Origin of the sequence: Pararhizobium sp. (assembly GCF_035497515.1) — a bacterium.
Lineage (GTDB): Bacteria > Pseudomonadota > Alphaproteobacteria > Rhizobiales > Rhizobiaceae > Pararhizobium.
Map to the genome: position 1 here is coordinate 62,878 of NZ_DATJDJ010000169.1, position 18,720 is coordinate 81,597.

An 18,720-nucleotide genomic window follows, 5' to 3' on the forward strand; every position below is an offset into this window, starting at 1 on the left:
GCCGTTTACGCCCGCGTGCCGCCCACGGTCATGTCGTTCATGCGCAGGTGCGGCTGGCCGACGCCGACGGGGACCCATTGGCCGGCCTTGCCGCAATTGCCCATGCCGCTGTCGAGCTTCATGTCATTGCCGATCATGGTGATGCGCTGCATCGCTTCCGGGCCGTTGCCGATCAGCATGGCGCCCTTGACCGGCGCGCCGATCTTGCCGTTGTCGATCAGGTAGGCTTCCGTGCAGCCGAAGACGAACTTGCCGGAGGTGATGTCCACCTGGCCGCCGCCGAAGGAGACGGCATAGATGCCCTTCTTGACCGAGGCGATGATCTCGTCCGGCGTCTTGTCGCCGCCGAGCATGTAGGTATTGGTCATGCGCGGCATCGGCACATGGGCATAGCCTTCGCGGCGACCGTTGCCCGTCGGGTTCATGCCCATCAGCCGGGCATTCTGCCGGTCCTGCATGTAGCCGACCAGCTTGCCGTCCTCGATCAGCACGTTATAGGCGGACGGCGTGCCCTCGTCGTCGATGGTGAGCGAGCCGCGCCGGCTCTCGATCGTGCCGTCGTCGACGACGGTAACGCCCTTGGCGGCGATCGTCTGGCCGAGCAGGCCGGCAAAGGCCGATGTCTTCTTGCGGTTGAAATCGCCTTCCAGTCCATGGCCGACGGCTTCGTGCAGCATGACGCCCGGCCAGCCGGAAGAGAGCACCACGTCCATCGTGCCCGCCGGCGCGTCGATCGCCTCGAGATTGACCAGCGCCTGGCGCAGCGCATCGTCGGCGCCCCGCTGCCAGCTGTCGGTTGCGATGAAATCGCCGAAGCCGCGACGGCCGCCGACGCCATAGGAGCCGGACTCCTGCCGGTCGCCTTCGCCGACGATGACGGAAATGTTGAGGCGCGTCATCGGCCGGATGTCCTGCATGCGTTGCCCGTCGGCGCGCAGGATATCGACCACCTGCCAGCTGGCGGCGATGGAGGCCGAGACCTGCCGCACTTTCGGATCCTTGGCGCGCAGATAGCCGTCGATCTCCTGGAGCAGGGCAACCTTGGCCTCGAAGCTCGGTTCGCCGATCGGGTTCTCGTCACCGTAAAGCTTCTTGTTGGTGCGCTGGGGAGCGGCCGCGTAGGTGCCGGAATAACCGCGCGTCACCGCGCCGACGGCATCGGCCGCGCGCTTCAGAGCCGACAGCGAGAGATCGCCCGCATGCGCATAACCGACCGCTTCGCCCGCCACCGCGCGCAGGCCAAAACCCTGGTCGGTGTTGAAGCTGCCGCCCTTCAGGCGGCCATTGTCGAAGGACAGCGATTCCGACTGGCTGTGTTCGATGAACAGCTCGCCGTCATCGGCGCCAGACAGTGTCTGCGCCAGAACCTCGCGCACGGCGGCCTCGTCGCTGTCGAACAGTTTGATGAGATCGGTGTTCATGCGCAGGCTCCAGGTGCTGGGATATAAGGTGCTTATGTAGGGACAGGTGTGGGGAGGGGCAAGCGCAAAGAAAAAGCGGCTGCCGGTATTCGGTCAGCCGCTCGTGATTGTTATGTGCAAAGACGAGGGCCGCCACTCAAGGCAGCGCGTCATAACCCTCGCCAAATCCCTTCAGGTCGACGGGGATGCCGATGCCTTCCTCCGGCGACTGGAAGACGATGAAGGTGGCGGTGGCGCCGCTGCGGAAGGTTTTCAGCAGTTCCTCTTCCAGAACCACTTCGGCATAGCAGCCGTCGGAGAAGCAGCGGACGAAATAGGCGCGGCCGATATCCTTGCCGTCGACGTTCAGTCCAAGGCCGTTGGGCAGTAGCACGCCAAGGGGTGCCAGCACGCGCAGAATCTTTGCCTTGCGGTCGGCGGTCTTCAGGACGACGACCGACAGGCCGACTTCCGGGCGATCCTCGGCGATGACGTTCTGCATCAGCGCGCATTGTTCGGCGGATGCGCCGGCCGGCTGGTCGCAGACGATCGACCACGCACCGTGATTGGATTTCACCGTGCCCGGCGTGCCTGGCTGCTGCGTGCCTGGCTGCTGCGTTCCGGGCTGCTGGGCCGCCGCCGTGAAGGAAAGGAGTGTGGCGGCAAGTCCGAACGCCGCGATCGGCAGCCGGGAAAGGAGGGACAGGCCCATGTAAACCTCAAACTTAAGAATCAGTAGCGGCTATTCTTGAAGTGCGTGCACGCAAATGAAAAGCCCCGGCGGCTACATTCCAGCCCGGTGTGGCGGAAATGGGGCTCCTGGCGGCCGGTTTGACGCGCAACCTGCTGCCCATACCTCGCAATCGGGCCGAACTGCATGGTGCCGCCTGTCTTGAATATGGTATAGGGTCGGTCACGGATGAGGAAATGGGATCTCGCATTGGCGCCTTTCCGCCATCGTGCCGTGTCCCGAGGCATGCACCCGCTAAGAGCCTGTGCGAAAAGCAGGGTTTGCGCAAAAATGACGCAGGGGCTTGACGGGACAGATGTTGCGGCGCTGATCAAACTGTGGTTTGAAGCGCTTCAGTATGACGAGGATTCTGCGTTTCGCTTTGATCCTGATCAAGCGCCCAGGGAGACACTATTGTGAAAAACAAGGCTTATGCAGTTCTGGCATCCACTGCCTGTCTGCTTTTTGCTTCGAACGCCTTTGCTGACAAGCCGGTCGCGTGGCAGACCAATTTTCAGACGGCAGCAACCGGAATCATGGAAGAAATTACCTGGTTCGAGCATTACACGCTCTGGTTCATCATCCCGATCACGCTGTTCGTCCTGGCTCTGCTGCTGTGGATCGTCTACCGGTTCCGCGAAAGCAAGAACCCGGTGGCTTCCAAGACCAGCCACAACACGGCGATCGAGATCGTCTGGACGCTCGGGCCGGTCATCGTTCTTCTCTTCCTGGCCATCCCGTCCTTCCAGCTCCTGACCGCGCAGCTGACGCCGCCGCAGAATCCGGACCTGACGCTGAAGGCAACGGGCAACCAGTGGTACTGGTCCTATGAATATGAGGTCGGCGAAAGCCCGCTCTCCTTCGACAGCCTTCTCCTGAAGGACGAAGATCGCGATGCCGCCGGCAAGGCCGACAGGGAAGCCTATCCGCGTCTTCTCGCAGTCGACAACGAGATCGTCGTTCCCGTCGGCAAGACCGTCCGTCTTCTCGTCACGGCAGCCGACGTCATCCACGCCTTCGCCATGCCGGCCTTCGGCGTGAAGATCGACGCCGTTCCGGGTCGCCTCAACGAGACCTGGTTCAAGGCCGACCGCGAAGGTCTCTATTATGGCCAGTGTTCCGAGCTCTGCGGCAAGGACCATGCCTATATGCCGATCGCCATCCGCGTTGTCAGTGAAGATGCGTATGCGACCTGGCTTGCTGCCGCCGCCACCAACCTTGGTGACGCGAACAAGGCCCTCATGGCTGCAACCGACGGCGCGGCTAAGACCGTCGACGTCGCTGCAAGCGCTGCACAATAATTCGAAGGGGAGCTCAACCCAATGGCCGGAACATCCGCTCATCACGATCACCTTCATGATCATGCCCAGGACCATGGGCACGACCATGATCACGCCCACAAGCCGCTGACCTTCTTTCAGCGCTGGTTTCTCTCGACCAACCACAAGGACATCGGCACGCTCTACCTGATCTTCGCGATCTTCGCGGGTATCATCGGCGGCACGCTGTCGGTCGTCATGCGCGCCGAACTGCAGGAGCCGGGCATCCAGATTTTCCATGGCCTCGCTGCCATGGTCTACGGCTTCGAAGGCGATGCCGCCATCGACGGCGGCAAGCACATGTTCAACGTGTTCACCACCGCGCACGCCCTGATCATGATCTTCTTCATGGTCATGCCGGCGCTGATCGGCGGCTTCGCCAACTGGATGGTGCCGATCATGATCGGTGCGCCGGACATGGCATTCCCGCGCATGAACAACATCTCCTTCTGGCTCATCATCCCGGCCTTCCTGCTGGTGCTGCTCTCGATGTTCGTCGAAGGTCCAGCTGGCGGTTACGGCTCGGGCGGTGGATGGACGATCTATCCGCCATTCTCGACATCCGGACAGCCCGGGCCTGCGATGGACATGGTCATTCTCGGCCTGCACATTGCCGGCGCCTCGTCGATCCTCGGCGCGATCAACTTCATTACCACCATTCTCAACATGCGCGCTCCCGGCATGACCATGCACAAGATGCCGCTGTTTGCCTGGTCGGTGCTGATCACCGCCTTCCTGTTGCTGCTCTCGCTGCCGGTTCTGGCAGGCGGTATCACCATGCTGCTCACCGACCGCAACTTCGGTACGGCCTTCTTCGCGCCCGAGGGCGGCGGCGACCCGATCCTGTTCCAGCACCTGTTCTGGTTCTTCGGTCATCCGGAAGTCTACATCCTGATCCTGCCCGGTTTCGGTATTGTCAGCCACATCGTCTCGACCTTCTCGAAGAAGCCGATCTTCGGTTATCTCGGCATGGCATACGCTATGGTCGCCATCGGCGCCGTCGGTTTCATCGTCTGGGCGCACCACATGTACACGGTCGGCATGTCGCTCGACACGCAGCGCTACTTCGTCTTCGCGACGATGGTCATCGCGGTCCCGACGGGCGTGAAGATCTTCTCCTGGATCGCGACGATGTGGGGCGGCTCGATCCGCTTCGCGACCCCGATGGTCTGGGCGATCGGCTTCATCTTCCTGTTTACCGTCGGTGGCGTCACCGGGGTCCAGCTCGCCAATGCCGGTCTCGACCGTTCGCTGCACGACACCTACTATGTGGTTGCCCACTTCCACTACGTTCTGTCGCTCGGCGCCGTCTTCGCGATCTTCGCGGCATGGTACTACTGGTTCCCGAAAATGACCGGCTACATGTACTCCGAGTTCCTCGGTAAGCTGCACTTCTGGGTCATGTTCATCGGCGTCAACCTGGTGTTCTTCCCGCAGCATTTCCTCGGCCTCGCCGGCATGCCGCGCCGCTACATCGACTATCCCGATGCCTATGCCGGCTGGAACCTGGTATCGTCCTACGGTTCCTACATCTCGGCCTTCGGCGTGCTGATCTTCCTCTACGGCGTCTTCGAAGCCTTCGCAAAGAAGCGCGTCGCCGGCGACAATCCGTGGGGCGAGGGCGCCAACACGCTGGAATGGCAGCTGCCTTCGCCGCCGCCGTTCCACCAGTGGGAACAGCTGCCGCGCATCAAGTAAGGTGCGAATGGCCAAGCCGCCCTCAAGGCAGCTTGGCCAGCCCTGCGAGGCGCGGATAAATTGCGTCGTCATCCTCGGGCCTGTCCCGAGGATCTGTGGGCTAACCGCAAACGCGGGAATGAATCAGATCCTCGGGATAAGCCCGGGGATGACGGAACATGAGGCTTTGAACGAAGGCCTCGAAAGAAGTGCGGAAACAATATGACGGTCATCGACAATCACGAAGCAATCGGCCAGGAAGGCGCGGTCCGCCTTTCGGAGGCGTCTGCGCGCGATTTCTTTGAACTCCTGAAGCCGCGCGTCATGTCGCTCGTCGTCTTCACGGCGCTGGCCGGCATGGTCATGGCGCCGGGGCACATCAATCCGTTCCTCGGCTTCATTGCGATCCTCTGTATCGCCGTGGGCGCCGGAGCCTCCGGTGCCCTCAACATGTGGTACGATGCCGACATCGACGCGGTGATGACGCGCACGGCAAAGCGGCCCATCCCCGCCGGCAAGATCCTGCCGCGGGAAGCGCTCGCCTTCGGCCTCGTGCTCTCGGCTTTCTCGGTCTGTATTCTGGGGATCGTGATCAACTGGCTGTCGGCCGGGCTGCTCGCCTTCACCATCTTCTTCTACGCGGTGATCTACACGATGTGGCTGAAGCGCTCGACGCCGCAGAACATCGTCATCGGCGGCGCCGCCGGCGCTTTCCCGCCGATGATCGGCTGGGCCTGCGTCACCAATGGCGTTGCTATCGAAAGCATTGTCCTCTTCCTGATCACCTTCCTCTGGACGCCGGCGCATTTCTGGGCGCTGGCGCTGTTCAAGATGCGGGATTATGGCGCCGTCGGCGTGCCGATGCTGCCGAATGTCAGCGGCGAGGCGGTCACCAAGACGCAGATCTTCATCTACGCCTGTCTCACCGCGATCATCGGCGTGGTGCCGGCGATCGCAGGTTTCTCCAGCATGGTCTACGGCGCGTTCGCCGCGGTCCTCGGTCTTGGCTTCATCTGGTATTCGATCGGTGTCTATCGCATGCCGGAAGGCGACGAGCGCATGTTGCCGGCCAAGAAACTGTTCGCCTTCTCGATCCTGTATCTCTTCGCGATCTTCTCGGCGCTGATGCTCGATCATCTCGTCACCACGCTGTGGCTGACCGCTGGAAAGGTTGCCTGATGGAACTCCTGACCCTCACCCCCGCACAGAAGAAGTCGCGCCGCAGTCGCAACATCGCACTCGGCGTCGTCCTCTTCGGCCTCGTCGCCATCTTCTACGTCGTGACGCTGATCAAGTTCAGCAACGGCATGGTTCAGTAAGGCGGAGAGGGCAATGACCGCAGGCAAGCCAGCATCGAGAAAGGAACGAGCGAACGGCGTCATCGTCGCGTCCTGTCTCGCCTTTGTCGTCGGCATGACCGGCATGGCCTATGCGGCCGTGCCGCTCTACGACATGTTCTGCAAGGTGACCGGCTATAACGGTACGACGAAACGCGTCGAGCAGGCGTCTGAGGTCATCCTCGACCAGACAATCAAGGTGACATTCGACGCGAATATCGCCTCTGACCTGCCTTGGGATTTCACGCCTGTCCAGCGCGAGATCGAGCTCAAGATCGGCGAGACGGTACAGGTCAGCTTCATGGCGAAAAACCTGTCGAAGAAACCGACGACGGGACAGGCTGTTTTCAACGTCACGCCAATGGCGGGCGCTGCCTATTTCAACAAGGTCCAGTGTTTCTGCTTCACCGAAACGACGCTTCAGCCCGGAGAGGAACTGGAGATGCCGGTGGTCTTCTTCGTCGATCCGGAGATCGTCAAGTCGGTCGAGACCCGGGACATTCGGACGTTGACGCTTTCCTACACCTTTTACGCCCGCGAACCTTCCAAGCCGGTAGCGGCCTTGAAGGCGAAACCGGTCGGAACTGACAACAGACTTTGACAGATCACCGTTTTCGGCTAAGCCGGAAGCGACGAACAGAAAGACTTATCGGGGATATCCACATGGCCGATGCGCACCAGAAGAACCACGACTACCATATCATCGACCCCAGCCCTTGGCCGCTGATCGCCTCGATCGGCGCCTTCGTCATGGCCTTCGGCGGCGTCGGCTACATGCGTTACCTGTCGGGTGGTTCGTTCCACCTGTTCGGTCTTGACTGGGCTCACCCGTGGATGTTCTTCATCGGCCTCGCCGTAGTGCTCTACACGATGTTCGGCTGGTGGTCGGATACGATCAAGGAAGCGCATGAGGGCCATCACACCCGCGTCGTGTCGCTGCACCTGCGCTACGGCATGATCATGTTCATCGCTTCGGAAGTGATGTTCTTCGTTGCCTGGTTCTGGGCCTATTTCGACGCCAGCCTGTTCCCGGGCGAAGCGATCCAGGCGACCCGCTCGGCGTTCACAGGTGGTGTCTGGCCGCCGAAGGGTATCGAGGTTCTCGATCCCTGGCACTTGCCCCTCTACAACACTGTCATCCTGCTGCTTTCGGGCACGACGGTCACCTGGGCGCACCACGCGCTGCTGCACGGTGATCGCAAGGGCCTGATTAACGGCCTGACACTGACGGTTTTGCTCGGCGCCCTGTTCTCCTTTGTGCAGGTCTACGAATACATCCACGCTCCGTTCGCCTTCAAGGATTCGATCTATGGCGCGACGTTCTTCATGGCGACCGGCTTCCATGGTTTCCACGTTCTCGTCGGCACGATCTTCCTGATCGTCTGCCTGCTGCGTGCGCTGAAGGGCGATTTTACCCCAAAGCAGCACTTCGGTTTCGAAGCCGCCGCCTGGTACTGGCACTTCGTCGACGTGGTCTGGCTGTTCCTGTTCTTCTCGATCTACATCTGGGGCGGCTGGGGCGCACCGGTCGCGCACGGTTGATCGACGCTACACTTCGCTGAATTTTAAGGCGGTCTCCAGTTGCGGGGGCCGCTTTATCGTTTAAGGGGAAATCCATGACCGAAGACAGTGCCCATTTTCCACCTGTGGATCCGGTGAAGGCCGGGCTGCGGGGATGTTGCCCGCGCTGCGGCCAGGGAAAGCTGTTCGACGGTTTCCTGAAGGTGAAGCCCGTCTGTGCCAATTGCGATCTCGATCTGGCCTTCGCCGATTCGGGCGACGGCCCCGTCGTCTTCGTTATCCTGATTGTCGGCTTCATCGTAGTCGGCTCAGCGCTGTGGATGGAGGTCAACATCAATCCGCCGCTCTGGGTTCACTTTCTTCTCTGGATCCCGCTTGCCAGCGTCTTCAGCCTCGTGCTGATGCGCATGCTCAAGGGCGTGCTGATCAACCTGCAATATCGCAACAGCGCGCGACAGGGCGAGATCGACCGTGGCTGAGGACGTAGCAAGGAAACGTGGCGGCCTGCTTGGCGGCATCGCAGGTATCGTGCTGCTTTTCACCGTGCTCGCCATCCTGTTGTCGCTCGGAACCTGGCAGGTTCAGCGGCTGCACTGGAAGGAAGCGCTGCTTGCCGAGATCGATCAGCGCCGGCACGCGCCGCCCGCCGATCTCGCGACGATCGAGGCCTTGGCGAAACAGGGCGGGGATGTCGATTACCGCACGATGCGCGTCACCGGCGCCTATATCAACAACAAGGAGCGCCATTTCTTCGCGACCTATGAGGGGCGCACCGGCTATTACATCTATACGCCGCTGCAGCGCGCCGATGGACGTATCCTGTTCGTCAATCGCGGCTTCGTTCCCTTCGAGAACAAGGAGCCGGAAATGCGCAAGCTGGGCCAACTGACGGGGGAACAGACCGTCACTGGCCTCGCCCGCGCCAAGCTTGCAGCCAAGCCGTCCTGGGTCGTGCCGGATAACGATATCGTCAAGAACATCTTCTACTGGAAGGACCTCGACGTCATGGCCTCCAGCACCGGTCTCGACCCGGCAAGCGTCGTCCCCTTCTTCATGGATGCGGACGCCACCCCGCATGAGGGCGGCATGCCGATCGGCGGCGTCACCCAGTTCGACCTGCCCAACAGCCATCTGCAATATGCGGTGACATGGTATGGCCTGGCCGCCGCCCTGGTCGTCGTCAGCGGACTGTTCATCTTTCGGCGGAAGACGTAGGGAAGTCGTAGCGGGGATTTTATGGAAATATTGAACCAATCGATAGATTTTTTAAATAAAAACAGTGCAGCTATAACAGCAATAGCGACTGTTGTTATTACCTTCCTAACTTGGTTCCTTGCGGCGGATAGTCGAAAACTGAGAAAAGCCGGTAGCGATCCCGAGGTGGTCGGTTATTTAGTCCCGCATCCTGATGGAAATGGTGGAGTGAATTTTGTAGTTGCTAACGTCGGTCAAGGCCCCGCGTTTTCGGTATCTTTCAAATTCGACTGCGACGAGGACGATTTTACTCAACATCAAGTTATGCTGCGTAACCAGCCTGGCAGAACAAGCCTGAGCGTGTTGCCTCAAGGTGAAAAAATTGGATCACTATTCGGTGTGGGTTACGCGCTTTTTGGCAATTTCGGGAAAGAGCGTGGCGCACCTCTCAAACCGTTTCAAGTTAAGATTTCCTACAAAGATATTAACGGTAGAAAAAAATCGTCGTCGCAGCAAATAGACATCACGCAATTCATGGGTCTTGCTGGGATACTGAGTAAGCCGGCTGCACATGAAATATCTGATAGCCTTAAGAAGATTGAAAAGCACATTGCAAAGATGACCGGAAAACAAACTTCTTCCGCGCAATTGTTAGACAGCTCAGAATTAAGAGACGAGTTTCGAAAAAGTACAAAAGCAGACAATCGTGAGAACCCTAACGGTGATTAGCTAACGGAGGAAGTGCGATGATGACTATCACCGCAAACATCTTCATCGCCCTGACGGCGCTCCTGCATATCGGCTTTCTGGTGCTGGAAATGTTTCTCTGGACCGGACCGCAGGGGCGCAAGATATTTCGCATGTCGGAGGAGCAGGCCGAGGCGACGAAGGTCCTGGCGGCCAATCAGGGGCTTTACAACGGTTTTCTGGCCGCCGGCCTCGTCTGGTCGCTTGTTGCCTCACAACCGGATTTTGCCCTTCAGCTGAAGGTGTTCTTCCTTGTGTGCGTGATCGTTGCCGCTATATATGGCGCATGGTCGGTCAAGCCGCGCATCCTTCTGGTGCAGGGCGGGCCGGCAATCCTCGCTCTCGTTTTGACTGTGCTGGCTTCCTGACTCATGGCTTCTTCTACCTCGGAAAAGACCCCGATCACCCTTCGCCTTTGCGGGCCGCGCGGCTTTTGCGCCGGCGTCGACCGGGCCATCCAGATCGTTGTCCTGGCGCTGAAGGAATATGGTGCGCCGGTCTATGTCCGCCACGAGATCGTCCACAACCGCTATGTCGTCGAGGGACTGGAAGCCAAGGGCGCCATTTTTGTCGAGGAACTCGACGAGATTCCACCGGAACACCGCAAGCAACCGGTGGTCTTTTCCGCCCATGGCGTGCCGAAATCGGTCCCGGCCGATGCCACCGTTCGCAACCTGTTCTATCTCGATGCCACATGCCCGCTGGTTTCCAAGGTCCACAAGCAGGCGATGCGCCACCAGAAACTCGGCCGCCATGTCGTGCTGATCGGCCATGCCGGACATCCGGAAGTGATCGGCACGATGGGGCAATTGCCGGAGGGCGCGGTATCGCTGGTCGAGACCGTCGAGGATGCCGATGTCTACATGCCACCGGACCCGGACAATCTCGGTTTCGTCACCCAGACCACGCTCTCCGTCGACGACACCGCCGGCGTCATCAAGCGGCTGCACGAGCGCTTTCCGAACCTGACGGCACCGGCCGCCGATTCGATCTGTTATGCGACCACCAACCGCCAGGAAGCCGTGAAGCAGGCGGCGCCCGGATGTGATCACTTCATCATCGTCGGCGCCCCGAACTCGTCGAACTCGAAGCGACTGGTCGAAGTCGCGCTCAGGGCCGGGGCGAAAAAATCAGTGCTTGTCCAGCGCGCGTCGGAAATCGACTGGGATGATTTCACTGATGCCGCCACGGTCGGCCTGTCGGCGGGCGCTTCCGCGCCGGAGGTCATCGTCAACGAGATCATCGAGGCGTTTCGCGAGCGATACAGTGCCGTGGTCGAGCTTGCCGACACGGTGGAGGAAACCGAGAATTTCCTCGTCAACCGCGAGCTTCGCCACGTGCCGCTGACGGTGGAGGACATGGTGTGGGTGAATGGCAGAGACTGATTTCAGAGTTCGCCTGGTGGCAGATTATTCTTTTCGTTCTCATCGGCCTCATGCAGGTTATTTTCTTCATCATTCTTATCGGTTCATTTTTTCTAGCCTTTACCTCTTTGATGCGAATCATAGGAAAGAGTGGATTTCCGTATGAGGAACCGGCTGATGAAAAGTTGAGCTGGCCGCAACGGATGGCCCGGCGTCAAAACAGAGCGGGAGTGGGGTTCGGCCTGGCTCTGACATCGCCGGAGTTCGCGAAAGATTGGAAACGACTGGGCATCGGTGCTGCAGGATTCCTCTCCTGCCTGGCAGTAGTCTTTGTTTTTTCTCTGCTTGGAAAAGCCTGACAGGCCTATCCGAAAAACCTTCTACTAACTTTGGGGACTTTCCTTGGCAGTTTACACCGACATCACCGAAGACGATCTCTCCCGTTTTCTGGAGGCCTATGACGTCGGCACGCTGACCTCCTACAAGGGCATTGCCGAGGGCGTCGAGAACACCAATTTCCTGCTGCACACGACCAAGGGCTCCTACATCCTGACGCTGTATGAAAAGCGTGTGGACCAGAACGACCTGCCGTTCTTCCTCGGTCTGATGCATCACCTGGCCGATCGCGGCCTGTCTTGTCCGCTGCCGCTGCCGCGCGCCGATGGCGAACTGCTCGGCCATTTGTCCGGCCGCCCGGCCGCCGTCATCTCGTTCTTGGAGGGTATGTGGTTGCGCAAGCCCGATGCCAATCATTGCCGTGAGGTCGGCAAGGCACTGGCGGCCATGCATGTGGCGGGCGAGGGATTTGCCATCCGCCGGCCCAACGCGCTGTCGGTCAGTGGCTGGCGGCCGCTGTGGAACAATTCACGCGACCGCGCCGACGAGGTGCAGACCGGGCTGAAGACAGAAATCACCGCGGAACTCGATGTCCTCGAGGCCAACTGGCCGGCCAGCTTGCCGGAGGGCGTCATTCACGCCGATCTTTTCCCGGACAACGTCTTCTTCCTCGGCGATGACCTGTCCGGCCTGATCGACTTTTACTTCGCCTGCAACGATTTCCTCGCCTATGACGTCTCCGTCTGCCTCAACGCTTGGTGCTTTGAAAAGGACGGCGCTTTCAACATGACCAAGGGCATGGCGCTCTTGTCCGGCTATCAGAGCGTGCGGCCGCTGACCGAGGCCGAGATCGATGCCCTGCCGCTGCTTGCGCGGGGCTCGGCGCTGCGCTTCTTCCTGACCCGCCTCTACGACTGGCTGATGACCCCGCCCGGCGCGCTGGTGGTGAAGAAGGATCCGCTGGAATACCTGAAGAAGCTGCAGTTCCACCGCTCGGTCGGTTCCGCCGCCGAATATGGCCTCGTGCCCGTAACCGCCTGACGTCCATTGCCGAAAGTCTGAACCTGATGAAGCATATCGATATTTTCACGGACGGGGCCTGCTCCGGCAATCCCGGACCCGGCGGCTGGGGCGCGGTGCTGCGCTATGGTGAAGTGGAGAAGGAACTCTGCGGCGGCGAAGCCGCGACCACCAACAATCGCATGGAACTCCTGGCGGCGATCACGGCGCTGACCAGCTTGAAAACCCCGTGCGAGGTCGATCTCTATACCGACTCGAAATATGTCATGGACGGCATCGGCAAGTGGATCCACGGCTGGAAGAAGAACGGCTGGAAAACCGCCGACAAGAAGCCGGTGAAGAACGGCGAACTGTGGCAGGCGCTTGATGCTGCCAACCGAAGCCACAAGGTCACCTGGCACTGGGTCAAGGGCCATGCCGGCCACCCGGAAAACGAACGCGCCGACGAACTGGCGCGAAAGGGCATGGAGCCGTTCAAGAAGAAGCTGTAAGCCGCGCCGCTGCCACCGGCCTTGTTCTCAGCGGTTATCGCTGAACTGAACGAGATCCCAGAGATTGCCGTAAAGATCCTCGAAAACCGCGACGGTGCCATAATCCGCCTGCTTCGGTTCGCGGACGAAATGGATGTCGGCGTCTACCATCGCCGCATGGTCCCGCCAGAAATCATCGGTCTGCAGGAACAGGAAGACCCGGCCACCGGCCTGGTTGCCGATGAAACCCTCCTGCAGCGGCGACGATGCGCGCGCTAGGAGAATGCCTGAACCCGACGGCCCGTCGCCCGGAGGCCTGACGACAACCCAGCGCTTGTCCTGTTCCGGCTGGTAACTGTCCTCGACAAGGACGAAGCCCAGCTTTCCGACATAGAAGGCGATGGCTTCGTCATAGTCGCGAACGACGAGCGCGATCAGTGCCAGGTTCTGCTTCATCTCGCTTGAGCCTGTGCAGTCATCGGTTCAGATCTGCTCGAGCATGGCGGCAGCGCCCGAAACGGTGGCCTGGCCGGGGCTGTCCTCGACGTTGAGCGTCTTGACCACGCCATCTTCGACCAGCATCGAATAGCGTTTCGAGCGCAGGCCCAGTGTTCCGGCGGAGAGGTCGATGTCCATGCCGAGCGCCCTGGTGAAGGCGGCGTTCCAGTCGGAAAGGAAGTGGATCTTGCCCATGCCGCCCGATGATGTCGCCCATGCGCCCATGACGTGGATGTCGTTGACGGCGACGACGGCGATGTCATCGATGCCGCGCGCCAGGATCGCATCGCGGTTTTCCAGATAGCCGGGCAGGTGATTGAGCGAGCAGGTCGGCGTGAAGGCACCCGGCACAGCGAAGAGAACGACCTTCTTGCCGGAAAACAGCTGGTCGGTGGTGATTTCGACCGGGCCGTCGGCGGTCTTTTCCTTGAAAGTGGCGGCAGGCAGCTTGTCTCCGACAGAAATGGTCACGCTTTCGCTCCTTGAATGTCTTCGGGAAGGCTGGAGCGCATCGGCTCCGGATGATCGATGTGGAATATAGATTCGGCTCAGTCAAAGGCAAGCGTGGTCTGCATGCTGCGCTCGCCGGCGCGCACGACCAGCAGGACCGACCCATCCGTCAGCACACCGCCCTTTTCCGGGATTCGGACCGGTATTTCAGCGCTTGTCACACCGTTTTCCGTGACGATGTTGTCCGGTTTGCCGAAACCGAAGCCGGACGGGCCGGAGAGGAAGAGTTCCGCCGGTGCTTTCGCCGTCGCGCCGGGCGCGGTGACGGAAAGCCGCAAGCGCTTGGCCGATGGATCGAAGGTGGTTGCCGTCACCTTGAAGGCATCGGACGGCACCTCCGGCAGGGCCGAAACGGCCTTGTCGATCCGCGCCCGTTCCAGCGGATTTTCCACCTGCGCGGCTGGAAGGGGAATGCTGAAACTGCCCTGGACGGGAATGCAGATGTCCTTGCAGATACCAAGGAAGACCGACCCCTCGAGCGTCAGGTCGCCTGAGGTTTCGCTCTTCAACGAGAGTGGAAAGGCAACGGACTGATCGTAGCCGGTATAGCGCACCACGCCGTCGTCGAAGGTCTTCGGTGCGGGAAAGCTGAGGCCGGAGAAAGTGATGCCGCTCGACGGATCGATGCTGACCTGTGGCGGTATGCCGCTGGCGCCCGGCTCCAGCCAATAGGTCTTCCAGCCCGGTTTCAGGCGGATATCGAGGATGGCCGGGATCGTGCCGTCAGGCTGCGGCTTGGCAGCGACGATCCTGATTTCACCACCTTCGGAGCTTATCCATTCACTCGTCGCTGCATGGGCGATCGAGGCTACAAAAAAATACGCAGTGAGGGTTGCCAGAACAGGCAATTGCATCACATTCTGTAGGTAGCGATGGTGTTTCATGGCAGTGAGGCTTATCGGTTTCCGGGCTTGGTTGAAAGATGCCCGCTTTTGTCCGGGGATCATTTTATCTTGATCGGGCACGAGGAAAGAGACCAACAATGAGCCTCGAGAACCAAGGTAACAAGAGTGGAAACGCTCCTTATTTGACCCCGAAACGATAAGGGCTACAGCCATGATTGCGACGTTCCAGAAGAAACGTGAACGCGGTTTGCTCGATGGTCAGTTCCTGATCGCCATGCCGGGCATGTTCGACAGCAATTTCGCCCGTACAGTGATCTTTGTCTGCGCCCATTCCAGCGATGGCGCGATGGGTTTCGTGCTCAACCGTCCCCAGCAACTGAGCTTTCCGGATGTGCTCCTCCACCTGCGGATCATCGATCAGGCGCAGGCCATCCGGCTGCCGGGCGTCACCCGCGATTTCCAGATCCAGACAGGCGGTCCCGTCGAAACCGGCCGCGGCTTCGTTCTGCATTCCGATGATTATCTCAGCGAATCCAGCATCCCGGTCAGCGACGATATCTGCCTGACGGCGACGCTCGATATCGTGCGCGCCATTTCGCGCGGCGAGGGCCCGTCCAAGGCGATGATGATGCTCGGCTATGCCGGCTGGGGTGCCGGGCAGCTGGAAAGCGAGATCGCCAACAATGGCTGGCTCAATTGCCCGGCGAGCGAAGAATTGATCTTCGACCGCGATCTCGGCGACAAATACGATCGCGCACTGGCTCTGATGGGCGTCGCGCCCGCCATGCTCTCCATGGATGCCGGCCACGCCTGAACCGGCATTTTTATCGCTTTCTGCAAATCTGCCGGAACAATTTGCACCCCCCCCCCGTTTTTCAGTCGCAAGGACAAGACATCCGATCCTGTCCTCACCCTCTTAAAGGAGACTGACATGGGTAGCACTTCCGACAAGATTTCCGGCGCGGCCAACCAGGTTGCGGGCAAGGCCAAGCAGGCGGCCGGCAAGGCCACAGGCAGCGCCAAGCTGAAGGCCGAGGGCAAGGGCCAGGAAGTCAAGGGCAAGGTGCAGACCGCTACCGGCAAGGCCAAGGATTCGGTGAAGGGCGCCGTTGATCGCATGTAATCCCGTTTGCTGCCGTCGCGCCTGATGGTGCGGCTGCAGCTCCAAGGTGCGCATATCGACTGTCCTGACGGGTTCAACTGGATGGAAGATTTTTGCGCCGATGCCCGCTGTGCTTCGCGCCGGCGGGCATTTCTCCGTCATGATGACTGTCATTACATCACATTGAAATCGACGTGATCCTAGGCGGACGAATTCCATGAGACTTTACGAATGCGGCAATTGCGGAAACCCGGTCCATTTCGACAACCGGGTTTGCATCAATTGCGGAGCGCAACTTGGCTTCCTTCCCGACACCATGACCATGCAGGCGGTCGCGCCCGCGGGCGACAACCTGTGGCAGATCATGTCCCGAACCCCGGCTGACGTCCGCTTTTGCGCCAACGCCGCGCATGATATCTGCAACTGGCTGGTTCCCGCAGAGGACAGTAATATCTATTGCCAGGCCTGCCGCTACAACCGCATCGTGCCCATCACCGACAACCCGGAAGGGCTCGCCCGCTGGCAGAAGATCGGCCAGGCGCAACGGCACCTTTTCTATTCGCTTTTGCGCTGGAACCTGCCGCGCCCCGGCCGCGATATCGATCCCGAAGGGGGACTGGTCTTCGATTTCCTTGCCGACGAAGTCGATGCAAACGGCAACGTCGTGCCGGCCATGACCGGCCACGAGGACGGCCTGATCAGCCTGCGGGCGGCCGAGGCTAACGACGCGACGCGCGAAAGCGTGCGTGTCTCGATGGGCGAGCCTTACCGGACGCTGCTCGGCCACTTCCGCCACGAGATCGGTCACTTCTACTGGGCGCAACTGATACGCGACGACCAGACGCTTGCCGAAGCACGAGCCCTGTTCGGCGACGAGAGCGCCGATTATGCCGAGGCATTGAAGCGCAACTACGAGCAGGGGCCGCCGCCGGACTGGCAGGCGAGCTTCATCAGTACCTATGCGAGCTGCCATCCGGCCGAAGATTTCGCCGAATGCTGGGCGCATTTCTTCCATATCGTCGACACGCTGGAAACCGCCCGCTCCTTCGGCCTCTCCACCGATCCGCGCCGCCATGAGGACATGGCCGCGGAGGTCGATTTCAACCCTTACAGGGCCGCCAGCGCACGGGACCTCGTCGATGCCTGGATCCCGCTCAGCGTGGCGCTCAATAGCCTGCAGCGCAGCATGGGGCAGGCGGACAGCTATCCCTTCGTCCTGTCGCCACCGGTGGTGCAGAAGCTCGATTTCATCAACCGGCTCATCCTGAACGCGGGTGCACAGCACTAAGCGCGGCTCCAAGACGACATATTGAATCTTCATTGGGGGAGGCTGTGCCTCCCCCAAGTTCTTGCCGCGTCCTTTATCCGACAACTTTTGCCTGGCGATAGGCCGCAACCGTCAGCCAGATGGCGGAGAGCAGAAAGTAGAATGCGCCGAACCCGACATAGGGAACGATGTCGAGGATGCCGGGCAGGGGTGCACCAAACGACTGGCTGATCATGAAGCCACCGGCCAGCGCCGATTGCGCCCCGCTGAGGATCATGACCCATTGCGCGCCGTAGGTGCGCCACCGGCGCACGCCGGTAGAGAGTTGCAGGGCGCCTGAAAAGACTGCCCAGACACCGAACACAGCGAGCACGGCATAGGTGTCCCGCATGACCGCCAGGACGACGGCTACCGTGGTGATCGTGCTGACGGCGACGTTGAATGTTTGTGACGGATTCGCTTTCAGGCCGCCATTGGCGCGGGCATCGATGAGGTTCGCGACGGCGTCCCAAGCCGGATAGACGACCAGAAGGGTCGAGACGAGCGCCGTATGCCCGCCGGAAAGGATGGCGGCCACGATCCAGCTAATCGAAAAGAGGGCGCGGGTGAAATAGTAGGATCTCAACCAGTTGGATTGAGGGGAGGATTGAAGAGGCAAGACAGTCTCCTTATTTATCTACCTATTGATAGGTAGATAAAATTCCGGAGTCAATTCCGGATGGCATGGCCCCTGTTCACGATATCGTGGGCGGCGAATGTCGATTGAATTGACACCCTCCCTACCAGGAGATAGGCAGCGACATGGAACCAACGACATCAGAAAAAATCCTCGATGTAGCGCAGTCCCTGATCGTTGCGGGCGGCTATAACGGGTTCAGCTATGCCGATATTTCAGAAGCCGTGGGCATCCGCAAGGCGAGCATCCACCATCACTTTCCGACCAAGGCCGAACTCGTCCTGATGCTGGTGGAGCGTTACACCAGGCAAGCGGAAGCTGGCCTGAAAGCCTTGTCGGAGCGGGCCTCGGACCCCGCCGAGCAACTACAGACCTATCTGAACTACTGGCAGGCCTGCATTCTCGACGCCAGCCAGCCGTTCTGCGTCTGCGCCATGCTGGCGGCCGAGATACAAATGTTGCCGGAGCGGTCGCATTGCGTGTGCGCGGCCATTTCCAGAATCTCGCGGGATGGCTGACATCGGTTCTGCAGGCGGGGCTGGATCAGGGCCATTTCCGGATGACCAATCCGCCGGAGAATGAAGCTCAAACCCTGATGGCCTGCATCTATGGCGCCATGCTGTCGGCGCGGGCGTTCGGCGACCCCGAACTCTTCCGGACAATTGTCGGCCCGCAGGTAGCGAGGTTACAGGCTTGATGCTTTGCGT

23 protein-coding genes and 1 pseudogene are annotated in these 18,720 nt (G+C 60.3%); 18 read left to right on the forward strand and 6 right to left on the reverse strand.

All coding sequences use genetic code 11. The annotated features are described in order from the left end of the window. Positions 1-5 precede the first annotated feature (5 nt). Together tldD and VL202_RS17375 are read right to left on the reverse strand one after the other, a co-directional pair. On the reverse strand, positions 6-1,421 hold the full coding sequence (tldD, locus tag VL202_RS17370) for a metalloprotease TldD (protein WP_325465341.1): 1,416 nt from the start codon (positions 1,419-1,421) through the stop codon (positions 6-8). A 136-nt stretch (positions 1,422-1,557) separates the two neighbouring features. Continuing rightward, on the reverse strand, positions 1,558-2,112 hold the full coding sequence (locus VL202_RS17375) for an invasion associated locus B family protein (RefSeq protein ID WP_325465342.1): 555 nt from the start codon (positions 2,110-2,112) through the stop codon (positions 1,558-1,560). Between the two features lie 434 nt (positions 2,113-2,546). On the opposite strand from VL202_RS17375, the gene coxB reads away from it, so the two are divergent. From coxB to rnhA, 14 genes are all read left to right on the forward strand, one after another. Beyond that, a complete protein-coding gene (gene coxB / locus VL202_RS17380; protein ID WP_325465343.1) occupies positions 2,547-3,431 on the forward strand; it encodes a cytochrome c oxidase subunit II in 885 nt (294 codons plus the stop codon). 21 nt (positions 3,432-3,452) lie between these two features. Beyond that, positions 3,453-5,147, forward strand: coding sequence for a cytochrome c oxidase subunit I (ctaD, locus tag VL202_RS17385; RefSeq protein ID WP_325465344.1), 1,695 nt, complete (start codon positions 3,453-3,455; stop codon positions 5,145-5,147). 201 nt (positions 5,148-5,348) lie between these two features. Further along, the gene (locus VL202_RS17390; RefSeq protein ID WP_325465345.1) at positions 5,349-6,305 is read left to right on the forward strand and encodes a heme o synthase; all 957 of its coding nucleotides are present in this window, start codon (positions 5,349-5,351) and stop codon (positions 6,303-6,305) included. Continuing rightward, complete coding sequence (locus tag VL202_RS17395) at positions 6,305-6,445, forward strand: hypothetical protein (protein WP_325465346.1); 141 nt, start codon at positions 6,305-6,307, stop codon at positions 6,443-6,445. The genes VL202_RS17390 and VL202_RS17395 overlap by 1 nt, the downstream gene beginning before the upstream one ends. 13 nt (positions 6,446-6,458) lie before the next feature. Then, complete coding sequence (locus tag VL202_RS17400) at positions 6,459-7,064, forward strand: cytochrome c oxidase assembly protein (RefSeq protein WP_325465347.1); 606 nt, start codon at positions 6,459-6,461, stop codon at positions 7,062-7,064. Positions 7,065-7,126: 62 nt separating this feature from the next. Next, complete coding sequence (locus VL202_RS17405; protein WP_325465348.1) at positions 7,127-8,005, forward strand: cytochrome c oxidase subunit 3; 879 nt, start codon at positions 7,127-7,129, stop codon at positions 8,003-8,005. Positions 8,006-8,079: 74 nt separating this feature from the next. After that, positions 8,080-8,463: a DUF983 domain-containing protein gene (locus VL202_RS17410; protein ID WP_325465349.1), complete on the forward strand. Its 384-nt coding sequence runs from the start codon at positions 8,080-8,082 to the stop codon at positions 8,461-8,463. After that, the gene (locus VL202_RS17415) at positions 8,456-9,199 is read left to right on the forward strand and encodes an SURF1 family protein (protein WP_414692882.1); all 744 of its coding nucleotides are present in this window, start codon (positions 8,456-8,458) and stop codon (positions 9,197-9,199) included. The genes VL202_RS17410 and VL202_RS17415 overlap by 8 nt, the downstream gene beginning before the upstream one ends. 21 nt (positions 9,200-9,220) lie before the next feature. Then, entirely contained in the window at positions 9,221-9,907 is a 687-nt protein-coding gene (locus VL202_RS17420; protein ID WP_325465350.1) for a hypothetical protein, read from the forward strand. A 20-nt stretch (positions 9,908-9,927) separates the two neighbouring features. Continuing rightward, positions 9,928-10,293 (forward strand): DUF1304 domain-containing protein, encoded by a 366-nt coding sequence (locus tag VL202_RS17425; RefSeq protein WP_325465351.1) that lies wholly within the window; start codon positions 9,928-9,930, stop codon positions 10,291-10,293. 3 nt (positions 10,294-10,296) lie between these two features. Continuing rightward, complete coding sequence (ispH, locus tag VL202_RS17430; protein WP_325465352.1) at positions 10,297-11,310, forward strand: 4-hydroxy-3-methylbut-2-enyl diphosphate reductase; 1,014 nt, start codon at positions 10,297-10,299, stop codon at positions 11,308-11,310. Next, positions 11,289-11,648: a hypothetical protein gene (locus tag VL202_RS17435; RefSeq protein ID WP_325465353.1), complete on the forward strand. Its 360-nt coding sequence runs from the start codon at positions 11,289-11,291 to the stop codon at positions 11,646-11,648. Before ispH ends, VL202_RS17435 begins: the two co-directional genes overlap by 22 nt. A 43-nt stretch (positions 11,649-11,691) precedes the next feature. Continuing rightward, entirely contained in the window at positions 11,692-12,666 is a 975-nt protein-coding gene (locus tag VL202_RS17440; protein WP_325465354.1) for a homoserine kinase, read from the forward strand. Between the two features lie 26 nt (positions 12,667-12,692). Next, positions 12,693-13,136, forward strand: coding sequence for a ribonuclease HI (gene rnhA / locus VL202_RS17445; protein WP_325465355.1), 444 nt, complete (start codon positions 12,693-12,695; stop codon positions 13,134-13,136). A gap of 27 nt (positions 13,137-13,163) precedes the next feature. On the opposite strand, the gene VL202_RS17450 is transcribed toward rnhA, so the two are convergent. The 3 genes from VL202_RS17450 to VL202_RS17460 all read right to left on the reverse strand — a co-directional run bounded on the left by VL202_RS17450 (position 13,164) and on the right by VL202_RS17460 (position 15,007). After that, a complete protein-coding gene (locus VL202_RS17450) occupies positions 13,164-13,571 on the reverse strand; it encodes a VOC family protein (protein ID WP_325465356.1) in 408 nt (135 codons plus the stop codon). Positions 13,572-13,598: 27 nt separating this feature from the next. Then, the gene (locus tag VL202_RS17455) at positions 13,599-14,084 is read right to left on the reverse strand and encodes a peroxiredoxin (RefSeq protein ID WP_325465357.1); all 486 of its coding nucleotides are present in this window, start codon (positions 14,082-14,084) and stop codon (positions 13,599-13,601) included. A gap of 77 nt (positions 14,085-14,161) precedes the next feature. After that, entirely contained in the window at positions 14,162-15,007 is an 846-nt protein-coding gene (locus VL202_RS17460) for a protein-disulfide reductase DsbD domain-containing protein (RefSeq protein WP_325465358.1), read from the reverse strand. A gap of 172 nt (positions 15,008-15,179) precedes the next feature. Between VL202_RS17460 and VL202_RS17465 the strand changes: the two genes are divergently transcribed. The 3 genes from VL202_RS17465 to VL202_RS17475 all read left to right on the forward strand — a co-directional run bounded on the left by VL202_RS17465 (position 15,180) and on the right by VL202_RS17475 (position 17,358). Then, a complete protein-coding gene (locus tag VL202_RS17465) occupies positions 15,180-15,782 on the forward strand; it encodes a YqgE/AlgH family protein (protein ID WP_325465359.1) in 603 nt (200 codons plus the stop codon). 117 nt (positions 15,783-15,899) lie between these two features. Next, positions 15,900-16,091: a CsbD family protein gene (locus VL202_RS17470; RefSeq protein WP_325465360.1), complete on the forward strand. Its 192-nt coding sequence runs from the start codon at positions 15,900-15,902 to the stop codon at positions 16,089-16,091. A 196-nt stretch (positions 16,092-16,287) separates the two neighbouring features. After that, positions 16,288-17,358 (forward strand): zinc-binding metallopeptidase family protein, encoded by a 1,071-nt coding sequence (locus VL202_RS17475; RefSeq protein ID WP_325465361.1) that lies wholly within the window; start codon positions 16,288-16,290, stop codon positions 17,356-17,358. Between the two features lie 73 nt (positions 17,359-17,431). On the opposite strand, the gene VL202_RS17480 is transcribed toward VL202_RS17475, so the two are convergent. After that, positions 17,432-17,995: a DUF308 domain-containing protein gene (locus VL202_RS17480; RefSeq protein WP_325465362.1), complete on the reverse strand. Its 564-nt coding sequence runs from the start codon at positions 17,993-17,995 to the stop codon at positions 17,432-17,434. Positions 17,996-18,138: 143 nt separating this feature from the next. On the opposite strand from VL202_RS17480, the pseudogene VL202_RS17485 reads away from it, so the two are divergent. Then, a pseudogene (locus VL202_RS17485) lies at positions 18,139-18,710 on the forward strand (TetR/AcrR family transcriptional regulator). Positions 18,711-18,720 lie beyond the last annotated feature (10 nt).

What these genes read in the sequence shown, in the direction of transcription:
- tldD (WP_325465341.1), bottom strand. Translation starts at nt 1,421, where the DNA reads ATGAACACCGATCTCATCAAACTGTTCGACAGCGACGAGGCCGCCGTG.
- VL202_RS17375 (WP_325465342.1), bottom strand. Translation starts at nt 2,112, where the DNA reads ATGGGCCTGTCCCTCCTTTCCCGGCTGCCGATCGCGGCGTTCGGACTT.
- ctaD (WP_325465344.1), top strand. Translation starts at nt 3,453, where the DNA reads ATGGCCGGAACATCCGCTCATCACGATCACCTTCATGATCATGCCCAG.
- VL202_RS17390 (WP_325465345.1), top strand. Translation starts at nt 5,349, where the DNA reads ATGACGGTCATCGACAATCACGAAGCAATCGGCCAGGAAGGCGCGGTC.
- VL202_RS17395 (WP_325465346.1), top strand. Translation starts at nt 6,305, where the DNA reads ATGGAACTCCTGACCCTCACCCCCGCACAGAAGAAGTCGCGCCGCAGT.
- VL202_RS17400 (WP_325465347.1), top strand. Translation starts at nt 6,459, where the DNA reads ATGACCGCAGGCAAGCCAGCATCGAGAAAGGAACGAGCGAACGGCGTC.
- VL202_RS17405 (WP_325465348.1), top strand. Translation starts at nt 7,127, where the DNA reads ATGGCCGATGCGCACCAGAAGAACCACGACTACCATATCATCGACCCC.
- VL202_RS17410 (WP_325465349.1), top strand. Translation starts at nt 8,080, where the DNA reads ATGACCGAAGACAGTGCCCATTTTCCACCTGTGGATCCGGTGAAGGCC.
- VL202_RS17420 (WP_325465350.1), top strand. Translation starts at nt 9,221, where the DNA reads ATGGAAATATTGAACCAATCGATAGATTTTTTAAATAAAAACAGTGCA.
- VL202_RS17425 (WP_325465351.1), top strand. Translation starts at nt 9,928, where the DNA reads ATGACTATCACCGCAAACATCTTCATCGCCCTGACGGCGCTCCTGCAT.
- ispH (WP_325465352.1), top strand. Translation starts at nt 10,297, where the DNA reads ATGGCTTCTTCTACCTCGGAAAAGACCCCGATCACCCTTCGCCTTTGC.
- rnhA (WP_325465355.1), top strand. Translation starts at nt 12,693, where the DNA reads ATGAAGCATATCGATATTTTCACGGACGGGGCCTGCTCCGGCAATCCC.
- VL202_RS17450 (WP_325465356.1), bottom strand. Translation starts at nt 13,571, where the DNA reads ATGAAGCAGAACCTGGCACTGATCGCGCTCGTCGTTCGCGACTATGAC.
- VL202_RS17460 (WP_325465358.1), bottom strand. Translation starts at nt 15,007, where the DNA reads ATGAAACACCATCGCTACCTACAGAATGTGATGCAATTGCCTGTTCTG.
- VL202_RS17465 (WP_325465359.1), top strand. Translation starts at nt 15,180, where the DNA reads ATGATTGCGACGTTCCAGAAGAAACGTGAACGCGGTTTGCTCGATGGT.
- VL202_RS17470 (WP_325465360.1), top strand. Translation starts at nt 15,900, where the DNA reads ATGGGTAGCACTTCCGACAAGATTTCCGGCGCGGCCAACCAGGTTGCG.
- VL202_RS17475 (WP_325465361.1), top strand. Translation starts at nt 16,288, where the DNA reads ATGAGACTTTACGAATGCGGCAATTGCGGAAACCCGGTCCATTTCGAC.